The 14,986-nt window shown below is 38.7% G+C and carries 11 protein-coding genes and 1 rRNA gene (1 of these 12 running past the window's edge); 3 read left to right on the top strand and 9 right to left on the bottom strand.

Translation table 11 applies throughout. From position 1 onward, the window contains the following. A 16S ribosomal RNA gene (locus tag NSQ61_RS19580) occupies positions 1-778 on the bottom strand (it extends 775 nt beyond the left edge of the window). Positions 779-1,987: 1,209 nt separating this feature from the next. Here NSQ61_RS19580 and NSQ61_RS19575 point away from each other — a divergent pair. Next, positions 1,988-2,350: a YgzB family protein gene (locus NSQ61_RS19575; RefSeq protein WP_063386249.1), complete on the top strand. Its 363-nt coding sequence runs from the start codon at positions 1,988-1,990 to the stop codon at positions 2,348-2,350. Positions 2,351-2,374: 24 nt separating this feature from the next. On the opposite strand, the gene perR is transcribed toward NSQ61_RS19575, so the two are convergent. The 6 genes from perR to NSQ61_RS19545 all read right to left on the bottom strand — a co-directional run bounded on the left by perR (position 2,375) and on the right by NSQ61_RS19545 (position 6,749). After that, positions 2,375-2,818 carry a peroxide-responsive transcriptional repressor PerR gene (perR, locus tag NSQ61_RS19570; protein ID WP_186439264.1) on the bottom strand — a complete coding sequence of 148 codons (444 nt, stop codon included), beginning with the start codon at positions 2,816-2,818 and terminating at the stop codon, positions 2,375-2,377. Between the two features lie 245 nt (positions 2,819-3,063). Next, complete coding sequence (gene bcp / locus NSQ61_RS19565) at positions 3,064-3,534, bottom strand: thioredoxin-dependent thiol peroxidase (protein WP_063386251.1); 471 nt, start codon at positions 3,532-3,534, stop codon at positions 3,064-3,066. A gap of 61 nt (positions 3,535-3,595) precedes the next feature. After that, a complete protein-coding gene (locus NSQ61_RS19560) occupies positions 3,596-4,000 on the bottom strand; it encodes an ion channel (RefSeq protein ID WP_063386252.1) in 405 nt (134 codons plus the stop codon). A 140-nt stretch (positions 4,001-4,140) separates the two neighbouring features. Continuing rightward, positions 4,141-4,926: an ABC transporter permease gene (locus NSQ61_RS19555; RefSeq protein ID WP_063386253.1), complete on the bottom strand. Its 786-nt coding sequence runs from the start codon at positions 4,924-4,926 to the stop codon at positions 4,141-4,143. 4 nt (positions 4,927-4,930) lie between these two features. Next, entirely contained in the window at positions 4,931-5,722 is a 792-nt protein-coding gene (locus NSQ61_RS19550) for an ABC transporter permease (protein WP_340808011.1), read from the bottom strand. Beyond that, complete coding sequence (locus tag NSQ61_RS19545) at positions 5,715-6,749, bottom strand: ABC transporter ATP-binding protein (RefSeq protein ID WP_339230201.1); 1,035 nt, start codon at positions 6,747-6,749, stop codon at positions 5,715-5,717. The genes NSQ61_RS19550 and NSQ61_RS19545 overlap by 8 nt, the downstream gene beginning before the upstream one ends. Before the next feature lie 162 nt (positions 6,750-6,911). On the opposite strand from NSQ61_RS19545, the gene NSQ61_RS19540 reads away from it, so the two are divergent. Both NSQ61_RS19540 and NSQ61_RS19535 read left to right on the top strand, forming a co-directional pair. After that, positions 6,912-8,213: a glutamate-1-semialdehyde 2,1-aminomutase gene (locus tag NSQ61_RS19540; protein WP_130158649.1), complete on the top strand. Its 1,302-nt coding sequence runs from the start codon at positions 6,912-6,914 to the stop codon at positions 8,211-8,213. A 339-nt stretch (positions 8,214-8,552) separates the two neighbouring features. After that, a complete protein-coding gene (locus NSQ61_RS19535; RefSeq protein ID WP_066247279.1) occupies positions 8,553-9,626 on the top strand; it encodes an FUSC family protein in 1,074 nt (357 codons plus the stop codon). A gap of 687 nt (positions 9,627-10,313) precedes the next feature. On the opposite strand, the gene NSQ61_RS19530 is transcribed toward NSQ61_RS19535, so the two are convergent. Further along, on the bottom strand, positions 10,314-13,034 hold the full coding sequence (locus NSQ61_RS19530; RefSeq protein ID WP_340808008.1) for a tetratricopeptide repeat protein: 2,721 nt from the start codon (positions 13,032-13,034) through the stop codon (positions 10,314-10,316). A 178-nt stretch (positions 13,035-13,212) separates the two neighbouring features. Continuing rightward, positions 13,213-14,961, bottom strand: a complete 1,749-nt coding sequence (locus NSQ61_RS19525; RefSeq protein ID WP_340808006.1) for an ABC transporter ATP-binding protein — start codon at positions 14,959-14,961, stop codon at positions 13,213-13,215. Between the last annotated feature and the right edge of the window lie 25 nt (positions 14,962-14,986).

Here is a 14,986-nt window from a genome sequence, read left to right as displayed (position 1 = left end):
CGCTTTCGCGCCTCAGCGTCAGTTACAGGCCAGAGAGCCGCCTTCGCCACTGGTGTTCCTCCACATCTCTACGCATTTCACCGCTACACGTGGAATTCCGCTCCCCTCTCCTGCACTCAAGTTCCCCAGTTTCCAATGGCCGCTCGCGGTTGAGCCGCGAGATTTCACATCAGACTTAAGGAACCGCCTGCGCGCGCTTTACGCCCAATAATTCCGGACAACGCTTGCCACCTACGTATTACCGCGGCTGCTGGCACGTAGTTAGCCGTGGCTTCCTCGTCAGGTACCGTCAAGGTACCGCCCTGTTCGAACGGTACTTGTTCTTCCCTGACAACAGAGCTTTACGATCCGAAGACCTTCTTCGCTCACGCGGCGTTGCTCCGTCAGACTTTCGTCCATTGCGGAAGATTCCCTACTGCTGCCTCCCGTAGGAGTCTGGGCCGTGTCTCAGTCCCAGTGTGGCCGGTCACCCTCTCAGGTCGGCTACGCATCGTCGCCTTGGTGAGCCGTTACCTCACCAACTAGCTAATGCGCCGCGGGCCCATCCTGCAGTGACAGCTAAAAGCCGCCTTTCAACCGAAAACCATGCGGTTTTCGGTGTTATCCGGTATTAGCTCCGGTTTCCCGAAGTTATCCCAGTCTGCAGGGCAGGTTGCCCACGTGTTACTCACCCGTCCGCCGCTAACCTAAAGGAGCAAGCTCCTTCGGTTCGCTCGACTTGCATGTATTAGGCACGCCGCCAGCGTTCGTCCTGAGCCAGGATCAAACTCTCCAAAAAAAGTTTGTTACCAAATGCTCTTTTAGAATCAACAGGCACGCTTTTCGTTTTGTTCAGTTTTCAAAGATCATTTCCGATCAGGTTTTTTATTCTAGCAGATAAATGAAGTTATGTCAACAATCGGAATAAAATTTTTAAACTTACATTTATAGATTATTTTGCTGTTTCGAAGATTATTCATCTTTTCAACAGCGACGCTTTATAATATATCATCATGAAATTTTAGTGTCAACACTTTTTTTTAAAAAAAATCAATAAAAACTGCCAACGCCTGTTCCTTTGATTCTAAACAACTGAATCCGCTCGATTAAATATTCCAGCAGCACACTTAATCCGCAAAATACAGTCTGACTTTAAGATGTTCAAATAACTCGGAAAAACATTTTTTGAGCCGCACAGAAATCAGCTATTGAACGGATTAGACAGCCAAACGCAATATAAAAATAATTTGAAACGTTTTTATACTGCCCTTTATCATATTCAATTAATTCAATTATTTATACAGCTTGGTTTACTTGAGCACATATAGCAACCAGAAACCGATCACTTCCGGTCTTTACAAGTGATGCAGTGCAGCAACAATATGATTATATGCTTCAAAGATATCGTTTTGCATCAACAATGCTTTTCCTTTAGCCAACACTGTCTAATTAATTTTGCAAATTCAACTGAATTTTTCCACTTTCTCTCTTCTGGTTGAGTTCCTGATTATCTTCGACGATGGTAACTTTTCCGCCCCGAAATGGTAATGTATTTTAACGCTCGATTCAGATCGGAAAGATACTCGTTCCAGTCAAACAATATTTTTCCATTATTTAAACATCAGTCGATAATTCTCCGGCTACTGCCTAAAAAATTTGTTGCTATATTGAGTGCTGCCTTTTCATTAAGTAATCCATAATATTTTATAATCAAAGGTTTATCGGAGGTTTGTATAAACAACAGCAGCAAAGCAAAGGCCAAATAATCGGATTGCAGAGAAGCAGCATTCTTTTTCTATTAAATAATACAGCTAATGTATCTGGATGGCGAGTCCTTTCTTTAAGTGTATATAGATTCGCTGCAAATCATTTATTCATCCGCTGTCTGAATAAAACACATTAAACAAAAGCTTCTATAAATAAAAAAAGAAATACTGTTAGCAATTGGCCGTTCTGTGACGAAAAAAAAGTGAAAATATGCTATAGTAGTGTTCAGGAGGTTTGTACAATGGCTAAAAAATATACAAGCAAAATAAATAAAATCCGCACTTTTGCCTTAAGTTTAGTATTTGTTGGTTTTATCATTATGTACATAGGCATCTTTTTCAGAGAACATGTATGGGTCATGACCATTTTCATGCTGCTTGGTTTATTATCCATCATCGGAAGTACTGTCGTCTATTTCTGGATCGGGATGCTATCGACGAGAGCTGTTCAAGTTGTATGTCCTTCATGCGGGAAAGTGACAAAAATGCTCGGTCGTGTGGATATGTGCATGTATTGCAGAGAGCCTTTGACTCTTGATAAAGAGCTTGAAGGCAAAGAATTCGACGAAAAGTACAATCGTAAATCAAGGAAAAGAGAAAGCTGATAGTTTGTTTTCCTACCAGCTTTCTCAGTGCATATTTTTTTCTTTTTGCTGACATGCAGGGCATTTCCCGTATATTTCCATTCGGTGGTGGCTAACTTTAAAGTTCGTTACATGCTCTGCAAGATCCTCCACCTCGTCTAAACCTGGATAATGGAAATCAACGATTTTTCCGCATTCCTCGCAAATGACATGATAATGCTCCGTTGTCACAAAATCGAATCGACTAGATGCATCGCCATACGTTAATTCTTTTACCAGTCCAACTTCACGAAATACCCGAAGGTTGTTATAAACAGTTGCAACACTCATGTTTGGAAACTTACCTTCTAACGCTTTATATATATCATCAGCAGTTGGATGATTCATTGAATTAACTAAATACTCCAAAATCGCATGACGCTGCGGAGTGATGCGGACTCCCGTTTGTTTTAAAATTTCAAGAGCTTCCTTTAACGTATTGTCTGACATCGCCATGCACCTCATTTCTTGAAAACATTCTTATTTTGTATCATTATTACTTTATAATATTTATAATTAGTGTACATTGATTATAAGACTTTTGTCAATGGGAGCGTTTAATTTAGTAGAACATTTTATCTATCCATTGAAAAAATGCACCAATTTAAGAAAAAGATTTTCGCTTTTGCACGGGAAAAAGCGGGCACAAATGCCCGCCTTGACAACATAGGGTGAACAGAGCAAATCATTTGCTGTCATTCTTCTCTATTTTGAATAAATGTGAGAGCTTCTTCAACATGTCCTTTCACTTTTACTTTTCGCCATTCTTTCACTAATATTCCTTGTTTGTCTATAATAAAAGTAGATCGTTCGATTCCCATGTATTCTTTTCCAAAGTTTTTCTTTAATTTCCATACTCCGTATTGTTCCGCAACTTTATGATCTTCATCAACGAGAAGCAAAAAAGGGAGCCCGTGCTTCTCTTTAAATTTTTGATGTCGTTCCTGCGGATCAGGGCTTACTCCTAAAATGACGGCATCAAGCTCTTGAAAGCTTTCATATTTATCGCGAAAATCGCACGCTTCCGTTGTGCATCCCGGAGTCATATCTTTCGGGTAAAAATACAGCACTACATATTTTCCTTTAAAATCAGAAAGTTTTACTTTTTCTCCAGTGTCAGCAGTCAGCTCAAAATCTGGTGCAGGCTTTCCCACTTCAGCTGCCATATCTAATCCCTCCAGTTGTTCATTTTATCTTCAGCGTACCGAATTTCGCTTCATGTTACAACTATTGTTTCTTCTCAATATCAATCATTGTTTTGGCAACAACAACCGTAGGCAATATGTAGCCAATCATCGCCTGTACAATTGCAATCCACCTTCCAATGCCGAAAGGAGTGATATCCCCATAGCCTACAGAAAACAGCGTAACTGCACTAAAGTATAAGCAGGTGGTTAAATTTTCTAAATACGTCCCATAAAGAGGCCGCCCAGATTCAGCTAAAATCGGAAAGCCGTATTGAGTTAAAATTAAATAAATCACACCAAATCCTAACAAAAAAGAGGCATATACTAAAGCAATTAAATATACAGTTTCAAACGTAAGGAACGTACCTCTTTTCACAGCAGAAAACATCGTTCGAATGCTCATAACCAAACAGAACATTATCCCTGTTCCTACGACAATCGCCATAATTTCCCCCGAAAATTATTGTTTGTACATGTTATTCAGCCTTATTGAATTTTATCACTAGCTAAAGGAAACTTGTTCGTCAACCAAACTGATGTCAACAGCCTCTTTGAATTTTATCGCTTAACGAAAGGAAACTATGATCAGCTTCCTGCCCCTCGATATCGCTTCACTCCAATATTCCAAATAATAACCGACAAAATAAAAAACAGAAGGCCTATCACAGGAGTTAAAAAAGCGTAAATATACCAATCCGTTTTTCGTAAAAAATAGGAAGCCGGATAAACTCCCACAAAGGCAAACGGCAAAATCCACGTTAAAATAAAACGTATCACATCGTTGTAAATATTTACTGGATAGCGGCCGTAGTTTCCAATGTTATACATCATTGGCATAATCGATGTTTTTGCATCCGACCAAAACCCAATCGATGCAAGCGCAACAAAAATACTGCCGCAGACAAGGGTGCCGCCAAATACAAATAGAATAAAAATAAAAATGTCATACCAATGAAAAGTAAGATTCAGCCGGGCTGCTGCATACCCCATGACAACAAGCCCTGTAATAACGCCAAAAAGCGATTCAAGCTCCATTCTCTCCAATATCACCTGAAACAAACTGTGGATCGGTCTCGTTAAAATGCGATCCATTTCACCGTTTACAATATATCGTTCATTAAAATCCCAAATGTTAAAAAAGGTGCTGAATAAAGCATAAGGAACTAAGAAAAAGCCATAAATGAAAATAATTTCATCTCTTTGCCAGCCGCCAAGCGATTCTGTATGTCCAAATACGACGAGAATAAAAACTAAATTTACTGCCTGAAACAATAGATCAGACAATATCTCTACAATCATATCCGCTCTGTATTCCATCCTTGTTTTTAAATATTGAGCGATATATTGAAAAAACATTGACACATAAAACATCTTTTCACCCCCCTTGAATAATCATTTTTCTTTTCGCAACCGCCCACATAGCACAAATTGGAATGATCAATAAAATGGACCAAAACAATTGAAAAAGAATAGCGTCTGTAATTTCAGCCTCTTGGAATCCTTTTGTAAAGATCATGCTTGGAATATAACTGATTGCTTGAAAAGGCAAATATTCCATTATTTCTTGAGCCCAAACTGGGTAGAAGCTAATGGGGAGCAGCAGTCCGGAAAACAAGTCAATGACGACGCGTTTCGCTCTCATTAGTCCGTCGTTGTTAAATAAGAAAAAAGCTGAGATTCCTGTCAATAAATTAATTTCTGTATTAATAACAAAACTAAAAAATATGGAAATGGCAAAAAAAGACCACGCCTGCCAATCAAGCGGCAATTCGAGCGGAAAAATAAAGCTTACAATCACCATTCCAGGCATGGAAAAAAAGAAAAGGCGAAAAACGCCTTCTCCAAACGCCTGCATCGTTTTCATGCCAAGATAATTGTAGGGACGAATCAGCTCCACTGCCACTTTTCCTTCTCTAATTTCCATTGCGATTTCCCTGTCGATGTTGTTAAAATAAAATGCTCTTGCCATCCATGAAATTGCCACGTATGTCACCATTTGCGCTGCATCTAAACCTTGAATGCTTTCTTTTCCCCCATAAATGGCTGTCCATAAAAAGTAGTAAGCACCGATATTAATGCTGTATATGAGAATTCCAGAATAATAGTTTGTCCTGTAAGCGAGCATCATTAAAAAACGGATGCGGATCATTTCCAAATATTTAGACATTCATGATCACCTTTTCTAAGTTACTGTTCGCATCACCTTTTTCATAAATGTTGCGTATAATCTCCTCCGTTGATATTTCTTTAATGCTTAGATCCACGATAGTTTGAGCCTTCATGACGCGGCTAATGATTTCCGGCATTTCCTCATGATTCGCAATTTGCGCGATCCAAACATTGCTTTTATCTCCCTTCATCCATTGCACGTGAAAACCATTCGTTAATTGCAATATAAGGGATTCATCAACAGAAGAGGCAAATTGAAATTCAATTTGCTTCCCTTTTCCCCAATTCCCGCGCAAATGGTCCAAAGAGCCGTCATATATAATCTTTCCTTCATCAAGCATTATGACGCGTTCACACAATGCTTCTATATCCGCAATATCATGTGTCGTCAGCAAAATCGTTGTTTTGTATTTGGCATTTATCTCTTTCAAAAATTCACGAATTTTCAGCTTGACTAAAACGTCCAAGCCGATCGTCGGCTCATCCAAAAATAAAAGAGGAGGATTATGAATTAATGCTGCGGCAAGCTCGCATCTCATCCGCTGCCCTAATGACAGCTTTCGCACCGGCTTATCTAACAAAGGGCCGATATCCAGCGTTTTAATGACATGATCCATATGTTCGTTATAATCTTGATCGGACACTTTATATACCTTTTTTAAAAGCCTGAATGACTCTTGAACAGCAATATCCCACCAAAGCTGTGAACGCTGTCCGAATACAACACCGATTGTCCGGACAAACTTTTCCCGTTCCTTATGAGGATTCATATTGTTCACCAGGACCTTCCCTGATGTTGGTGTTAAAATCCCTGTTAGCATTTTGATCGTTGTCGATTTCCCTGCGCCGTTTTCGCCTATATAACCCACCATTTCTCCCTGTTTCACTGTAAAGGAAATATCATTAACAGCTCTGTTGATTTTATAGTTTCTAGTGAATAAATCGCGAAAAGCCCCCTTTAATCCAGAGCGGCTTGAATAGCTCTTAAATTCTTTGCGCAAATTCTCTACTTCAATGACATTCATAGCTGTAACCTCCATCGATCAATCACAAACATTAGTTTACTCGAATTATTTGAAATTAACAATTTGCATGCACCTTTTTTCTTTTTTATGAAAAGTGCTAGAATAAACGAGGATGCTTGAATATTTTTGGCTGTACAGTTAAGTAAAAAAGAAGGTGAAACAATGAATTTTACAAAATCAGAACAGCTGCATAAAGAAGCGCTCGAACATATTGTAGGAGGGGTAAATAGCCCGTCCCGTTCTTATAAAGCTGTCGGCGGAGGAGCACCTGTTGTAATGGAGCGGGCGCAGGGCGCCTATTTTTGGGATGTTGATGGCAACAAATATATCGATTACTTAGCAGCATATGGCCCGATCATCACCGGCCATGCACACCCTCATATTACAAAAGCAATCAAGCACGCTGCCGAGACAGGCGTCCTATATGGAACACCGACGCCTCATGAAATCAAATTTGCAAAAATGTTAAAAGAAGCTATCCCTTCTCTAGAAAAGGTCCGCTTCGTCAATTCTGGAACAGAAGCAGTAATGACAACAATTCGAGTTGCCCGTGCATACACAGGAAGGGATAAAATCATTAAATTTGCCGGGTGCTACCATGGACATTCCGATTTGGTGCTTGTCGCAGCAGGATCAGGTCCATCGACCCTTGGAACGCCTGATTCCGCAGGGGTACCAAAAAGCATTGCTCAAGAAGTTATCACTGTACCTTTTAATGATGTGGAGGCGTTTGAACAAGCTATTCATAGATGGGGAAATGAAGTTGCAGCCGTTTTAGTTGAACCAATTGTCGGAAACTTTGGTATTGTGGAACCTAAGGAAGGATTTTTAGAAACAGTCAAACAGCTTACTCACAAAGCAGGCGCGCTGCTTATTTTTGACGAAGTTATTACAGCGTTTCGATTTATGTACGGCGGTGCCCAAAATCTGCTTCATGTAGAGCCTGATTTAACCGCACTTGGAAAAATTATCGGCGGAGGCCTTCCGATCGGAGCTTACGGCGGCCGTAAAGAAATTATGGAGCAGGTGGCGCCATTAGGACCGGCTTATCAGGCAGGGACGATGGCAGGAAACCCTGCATCGATCTTAGCAGGAATTGCTTGTTTGGAAGTGCTGAGCGAAGAAGGAGTTTATGACTATCTTGATAAGCTCGGCAGGATGCTTGAAGAAGGCATTTTAAACGCTGGAAGATCATATAATATACCGATCACCATCAACCGTTTAAAAGGTGCATTAACAGTATATTTTACACGCGAAAAGGTGACGAATTATGAGCAAGCCGAAAAAACAGACGGAGAAATGTTTGCTAAATTTTTTAAACTGATGCTTCATCAAGGCATTAATTTGGCGCCGTCTAAATATGAGGCCTGGTTTATTACAATCGCTCATACAGAAGAGGACATTAAAAAAACCATTTCGGCAGTCGAACAATCGTTTAAACAGCTTTCACATGACAAAAAATGAGTCTTACTAAAGCGCCTACTGCACAAGCAGGCAAAATGAAAAAGTAAATCTTTAAGCAGCCTGAGCCCGATATTTATGGACTCAGGTTGTTTATTTCTTTTGGAAACGATGGAGGTGATGTAAAACTGCCGCCTCTTCAGTTGTACGAAAAAAGTGCAAAAGTTCGCTCGATCACAACGTAACTATTTGGTCTGTCTATATTAAAGGATCATATCATATTACAAGAGTGTTAATTTTTTCCTTTCTCTTAAAATAACCTTGAATATTCGTGTTAAACAATGTATAGTCTGAATAGCTTACAACCTTTTTGATGAAAGGAAGGAAAAATTTTTATTCAACATGAAACTTGGAGCCCGTATCTTAAAAACAGGTATTGCAATTACACTGGCATTAATGCTGGCAGAGATGCTTCATTTTCCATCTCCAGCATTTGCAGGGATTGCAGCTATCTTTGCGATACAGCCGTCAATATATAGATCATATTTAACCGTCATTGAACAAGTTCAGGCAAATATAATCGGCGCTGTTGTCGCAGTTTTATTCGGGATTTCTTTCGGAACAAACCCGTTTATTATTGGTCTTACAGCAGTGATTACCATTGCTATTTGTTTAAAATTAAAGATTGAAAACACAATCGCAATTGCTTTAGTAACGGTTATTGCGATACTTGAAACAACAGGTGACGATTTTGTACAGTTTGCTACCATACGGTTTTTAACGATTTTACTTGGGGTTTTATCAGCTTTTTTTGTTAATTTGATATTTATGCCGCCAAAATACGAAACAAAGCTTTACCATAAAATCACCGAAATTTCCCATGAGATTATGAAATGGATTCGGATCAATATTCGAAATAAATCTGAGTTTGCCCCTCTTAAAGAGGAAATAGACAAAATCAAAGATCAGCTGATAAAACTTGATCATTTATTTTTGCTTTACAAAGAAGAGCGAACTTATTCTAAAGCGAAGGTATTGCCAAAATCAAGAAAACTTGTCCTGTATAGACAGATGATTATCACAACGAACAGGGCATTTTACACATTGCGCCAAATTCATTGCTTGGAAAACGAACTTCGGCAAATACCTAGAAAGCTCCATGAAATGCTTATATCAGAGCTTGACTTTTTATTAATTTTGCATGAGCAGGCGCTGTTAAAAATAACGAAAAAAATTAAAAACAATCACGATGAAGACCTGCTTCCTTATGACAAATTTAATCGAAAAGAATTCATTCAAGCGTTTTTGAAATTTGAAAAAGAAGCGGAAGATTCCGATTCGTTTTACCAAATACTATCTTTAGTCTCCGCCATCGTTGATTATCACGATCAATTGGAGCATTTAGATACATTGATTAACAGCTTTCAACATTTCCATAAAAAAGAAAATAAAATTCATGTGGAGGATGAAGAGTAAACAAGTTCATCTCCGTATATTACAGCCTTCAGAAGGCGATGAAAAAAGCAAAAAATTGTAAAAGACTACAGAATTTCATTCATGAATTCAGTAGTCTTTCATCTTTTTTAAGACAATCATTTCATTTATTTGAGAAGCTGAATGACCTCTCTTCTCTCAGAAAAGTATCGGTAGCTTTTCTGCCTTGGAAATAAATCTTATTTCATTTTTATCCGCTGCAAATGATAACTGGAATTTCATGGACGCAGCTTTGCGGATAAAGGCTGCGTTTTAATTTGTCTTCAAGATCCAACTGATCCCCGCCGAAATGCTGTTTCCAAACCGCTTCATCTTGTTAAATTGAAATCGTCTTATATCATCCAAGCGCAGGCAAGTTTTATATCATTTGGAACAGCTGTATTTTCTCAGCTTTCCAACTCAAAGCTTTGTTGGATGTTATCACAAGGAGGCTCCTTTAGAATCACGGTCAGCTTTTTGAGCTCAAAGCTCTCAGACAGTCTCGACCTGCGTTTCACTTCTACTAATAAAATAAATAGGAGCTGTCTAATAAGTCGTTTTTTCGGCTTATTGACGCCCCCTTTAATGTTTTAGAAACGTTGATATATCGATGTTTATGATTTTTTTGTTTTTCAATGGGGATTTGACTTTATGGACAGCCCCTAATCTAAAAATGTGCTAAGCATTGCTTTAATCTCCGCTAGAAAACTTATTTATATTCGTTTCGACCGCTTTATTGTTTAAGGAATGGTATTCATTCAATATTTCACATTGTCTTAAGTTTAATTCAAAAACTGTCAGCGGATCATAATAAATCTCTGGGTTTGTTTTCAAGCTGTCCAATTGTTGTTGATCTGTCCGAATTTGCTGCTCTCCTTCTTGCACAATTTGTTCAAGGTTGTGAACAGGTTCACGGAAAAACATTTTCACATCTCGTTCAATTCCTTTTTCAAATAAGTCGAATTGAGCAAAAAATTTTCGGATCATCGATTGAATCGCATCATCGAATGTTTCAGTTTCAATGTATTTTTTGTATTGCTGTGCGATAAACAGCTTGTTTTTCCCAATGGACGAAAACAGCTTTCCTGCTCCTTTTAATATAACTTGTGCAGGCTTAAAGCGGTTCATAATATTTTCTTCTTCGATGTTCACCACTGTTGTCAGACGATCAATATCCCGCCGCCAATCATCCACTACTTTGAAATCAGACATAAGCTTCACACGGTCATGACCGTACAATGAATTAAACGATTCACACATTTCATCTAAATAGACTTGGCATTGTTTTAGCTCGCTTTCAGCAAATGAAACCCATTCTCCCATTTTTTGCGACATTTTTGGAAGCAGCGTTTCAGCAAAATGCGCCTTCACCTGATCGTTCATTTTTTTGTTTAATTCTATGTGTAAATGGCTGAAATCGCTGTTTTCCGTTATGAATTTCGATGCAGATCGCAAAAGAGTCCTTAACTCATCATGAAGATCCTTTTTTATTTCTTCCAAAGTGGAGCGGAGTGACTGCCTCAATTCCTTAGCTTTTTCATTTTCCATATCGCCAAGGCTGTGTATTAATCCTTTTAATCGAGACACGATTTCTTTATTTTTATCGATGCTTTCTTCTAAATGCTGCTCTAATTCCATCCGTTTGCTATAAGCATATTTAATAGCTTTTTTCAAGAAAAACAACAGCTTCTCCGTTTTGTTATCTTGATGAAACGGAAAACGTGAATGAATAAATTCAGCGAAGGACTGTTTCCGCTTCTCTCCTTCATTTCTTGAAGGGAATGGGAAAAATTCAGCTTCCGGGAAAAAGTCAAGTATTTGTTCTTTAAAATGATCATGAAGCATGCCGCTATCTTCAAGCAAAAAGTAAATTGGAAGCTCCTTTTTTAAAGCAATCGATGCCAGGCTTTCTATCATTTTCTCAACTGAAGCAGGTTGATGCTCTGGATGGACATATACCAACCCATCAGCCAGTTGTATATATTCCTTTAGCTCCTCTTGATCAACATGCTCTATGTCAGGTACTTCTATTAAACTTAGCTTATGATCGTTTAACAAATCATTAGGCGCACATACCGCAACAATTGTTCCATCTTCACGAACTGCCGCATCTTCTTCAGCGAATACATCTGTTATGCTTTCATTATTTATTTGCTTTATGTTTGTCCGGTCTTCATGGCAGTAAATAGTAATTTTTGATGAAGGAATGCTTGGAAGAGAATGGCCAAGCAGCGATCGGGCAAAACCGCTTTCTCCAACAATGAGCAAATAATGTTCGTTCTGTTCAAAAATCTTTTTTAATATCCAATGATATTTCTGCCCAAGATTTACTTGATTTATTTCCGCCCAATCGACCAGCTTCGCAAATAGCCGTTTTTTGGCTTCATGACCATCAGCACGATCATGACTACCTGATGCCAAAACGTTCTCCGCTTCTTCTATCACTTTCTCATCTAAGCTTGAACGGTAAATTTCACTCCATGCAACGACAGCTGCTGCAGCGGTCGATAGTTGTTTTCCTGTCGATAGTTTCAGCCAATTGGCTAAAATGTCCGGCATAATATCTTGAAGCTCTTTTAGTAAATATGATCCGCCAAGAAGCTTATTATAGGATTCTTCATAAAAACGCGATATTTCATCCCAATGCTGAAATTCGTCCACTTTCACATTGAAAATTAGATTGTTTATCGTTTTTAACCATGGAATAAAATATTTTTGATCGTGTTTATAGCATCGCCACAGCGAAACAGCAAGCTTCTCGAATTGCTCTACGTCGGTTCTGTATAAAACCGTTAATGCTTTAAAGAAATAATCCGGCTCTTTTTCTTTGACAAAACCTTGTTCAACATAATTGATCAAACGCTGAAACCATTCCGCTTTTTCAGTCCGAATTAATTCTTCAACCGTAAGATGGACAGCTTTGTCCCAATCTTCCTGTTCTTCATAAAATTGAATAGCGATGGTGGATGCTTGACCATGGTCAGGGTTGATCGATACCGCATCACGAATCGCCTCATACGCCTTTTCTTTTTCTCCTTGAAGTCGGTAAAGCGAAAACAGCTTTAGCGATGCTTCTGCTTTAAGAACTTTTGAATCCGTTTCAATGGAACGGTACATTTCTTCCGCAGATGAAAATAATCCTAATTCAAAATATGCATCTCCGACATTTTTTCTCGCCCATGGCGCCAGCTCATTCTCTATATTTTCCCATTTAAAAATTGCCGCTTCATAATCTTTGTGGTGGAAATACACTTCTCCTTGAGCATAGCGTACATAAGACAGATCATATGCGACCTTTTTTTGTTCTTCTTGAAAAAGCTCCCCAAGCAGTTGGATCGGATGTTTCGTTTCATTTTCTTTTAATAATGTTTGATAAAAGTTTTTTTCAATTAACTGCTTTTCCGCCGCCATGACAACCTCCGTTCTTATACGAATTTAGTCTTTTCTTTTATTCTACCAAAATCGTTTTTTCAAAAGGGATTGAATCAAAAATTTATGAAAAACTTGACTGGCAAAAGTCTTGCTAAAATTAAAGTATATTATGGATTTCAAAGCAAATGACTAATTACCCATTTTGCTGCGGTATTTTTTACCATTCACCCAATTGCTGAATTTGAAATAGTTTATAGTAATGTCCGCGCTTTTTCATTAGTTCTTCATGAGTTCCGGTTTCAACAATTTTCCCGTTTTCAATTAGTACAATTTTATCTGCATGAGTAATTGTAGACAGACGATGGGCAACAATTAAGGTCGTACGGTTTTTTGCCAGTTTATCAAGGGCTTCTTGGATAAATTGTTCACTTTCTAAATCCAAAGCAGACGTAGCTTCATCCAAAATGAAAATCGGAGGATTTTTTAAAAATACTCGGGCAATTGCAATTCGCTGTTTTTGACCGCCGGATAACTTCACGCCTCTTTCGCCCACTTTCGTATTATAGCCATCAGGCAAACTCATAATAAACTCGTGAGCGTTAGCTGCTTTGGCCGCTTTTATGACCTCTTCATCCGTTGCATTTGGTTTGCCAATTAAAATATTCGTTTTTATCGATTCACTGAATAAAAAAGGATCCTGCAAAACTATGCCGATCTGGTCCCTGACGCTTTGCACTTTATAATCTCTAACGTCAATGCCGTCCAACAAAATTTTTCCTTCCGTTACATCCCAAAACCTCGGAACAAGACTCACAAGGGTGGATTTTCCCCCTCCGCTCATCCCGACAAAAGCGACCGTCTCCCCTTTTTGAATCGTTAAATGAATATCCTTTAGTACAAATTCTTCGTTGTCATTATAGCGAAAGGATACTTTGTCAAAAATAATTTCCCCCGAAAGTTTGTCTGCTGCTATTGCATCCTGTTTATCAACAATATCGTAAGGTTCGTCCAGAAACTCAAATACTCTGTCCATTGAAGCGAAAGCCTGTGTTAAAGTGGTTGATGAATTGATCAAACGGCGAAGAGGATTGTACAACCGATCAATATAGGCCGTAAAGGCAACCATCGTCCCGATCGTTAAATTCCCTTGTATCACTTCATAAGCCCCGTAAAAAATGACGAAAAGAGGCGCTAGGTCAGTAACGGTGTTAACAACAGCAAACGTTTTGGCGTTCCATTTTGTATGATCAATCGCCCTTTCAAGAAAATTGCGATTTTCACGATCAAATTCTTTTTGTTCATGCTCTTCATTCGCAAAGCTTTGAATGACAGCCATTCCGCTGACCCTCTCATGCAAATGCCCCTGCACCTCTGCCAGCGCCTGCGACCTAACTCTTGTCAAATGACGAAGCCTGCCGTAAAAATATTTAACTGACAATCCGTATATAGGAAGCAACATAATCGATACAATGGTCAACGTTACATCCATCGTAAACATAATCCCAATGGCAAATATAATAGTAAAAAGGTCAAGCCATAGATTCATAAGGCCCGTAATAACAAACGTCTTTGTTTGTTCAACATCATTAATCACCCGCGAAATAATTTCTCCCGCACGATTGTTTGAATAATATCTTAAGCTCAGCCGCTGAAGATGAGTAAACAGTTGATCGCGAATATCATATAAAATTTTGCTTCCCGTCCATTGCGCAAAATATTGCCGATAATACTCGATCGGCGGCCGTATGACGAGGAATATAAACAACATGATGCCCATTAAAAAAAGAAGCATCTCTATCTTTAAGTCATTTGATAATGATCCGTTTAAAATATTGTCGACGATATATTTCAATACGAGCGGAATTAACAAAGGAATGCCAAACTTTATAATCCCGATGAAAATCGTTAAAAAAATTTGTTTTTTATATGGTTTTACAAATTGAAAATAGCGTTTAATCGAACCCAACCATTTCTCTCCTTTCAGATCAATG

This window comes from Aeribacillus sp. FSL K6-1121, from assembly GCF_038003725.1.
In the GTDB taxonomy this organism is placed as follows: domain Bacteria; phylum Bacillota; class Bacilli; order Bacillales; family Aeribacillaceae; genus Aeribacillus; species Aeribacillus composti.
The sequence above is the reverse complement of the archived record's forward strand: the minus strand, read 5'-3'. Positions and strand labels throughout refer to the sequence as shown.

Coding starts and splice junctions, on each gene's coding strand:
- NSQ61_RS19535 (WP_066247279.1), top strand. CDS start 8,553: ATGAAACTTGGAGCCCGTATCTTAAAAACAGGTATTGCAATTACACTG.
- NSQ61_RS19555 (WP_063386253.1), bottom strand. CDS start 4,926: ATGTTTTATGTGTCAATGTTTTTTCAATATATCGCTCAATATTTAAAA.
- NSQ61_RS19545 (WP_339230201.1), bottom strand. CDS start 6,749: ATGAATGTCATTGAAGTAGAGAATTTGCGCAAAGAATTTAAGAGCTAT.
- perR (WP_186439264.1), bottom strand. CDS start 2,818: ATGTCAGACAATACGTTAAAGGAAGCTCTTGAAATTTTAAAACAAACG.
- NSQ61_RS19530 (WP_340808008.1), bottom strand. CDS start 13,034: ATGGCGGCGGAAAAGCAGTTAATTGAAAAAAACTTTTATCAAACATTA.
- NSQ61_RS19560 (WP_063386252.1), bottom strand. CDS start 4,000: ATGGCGATTGTCGTAGGAACAGGGATAATGTTCTGTTTGGTTATGAGC.
- NSQ61_RS19575 (WP_063386249.1), top strand. CDS start 1,988: ATGGCTAAAAAATATACAAGCAAAATAAATAAAATCCGCACTTTTGCC.
- bcp (WP_063386251.1), bottom strand. CDS start 3,534: ATGGCAGCTGAAGTGGGAAAGCCTGCACCAGATTTTGAGCTGACTGCT.
- NSQ61_RS19550 (WP_340808011.1), bottom strand. CDS start 5,722: ATGTCTAAATATTTGGAAATGATCCGCATCCGTTTTTTAATGATGCTC.
- NSQ61_RS19540 (WP_130158649.1), top strand. CDS start 6,912: ATGAATTTTACAAAATCAGAACAGCTGCATAAAGAAGCGCTCGAACAT.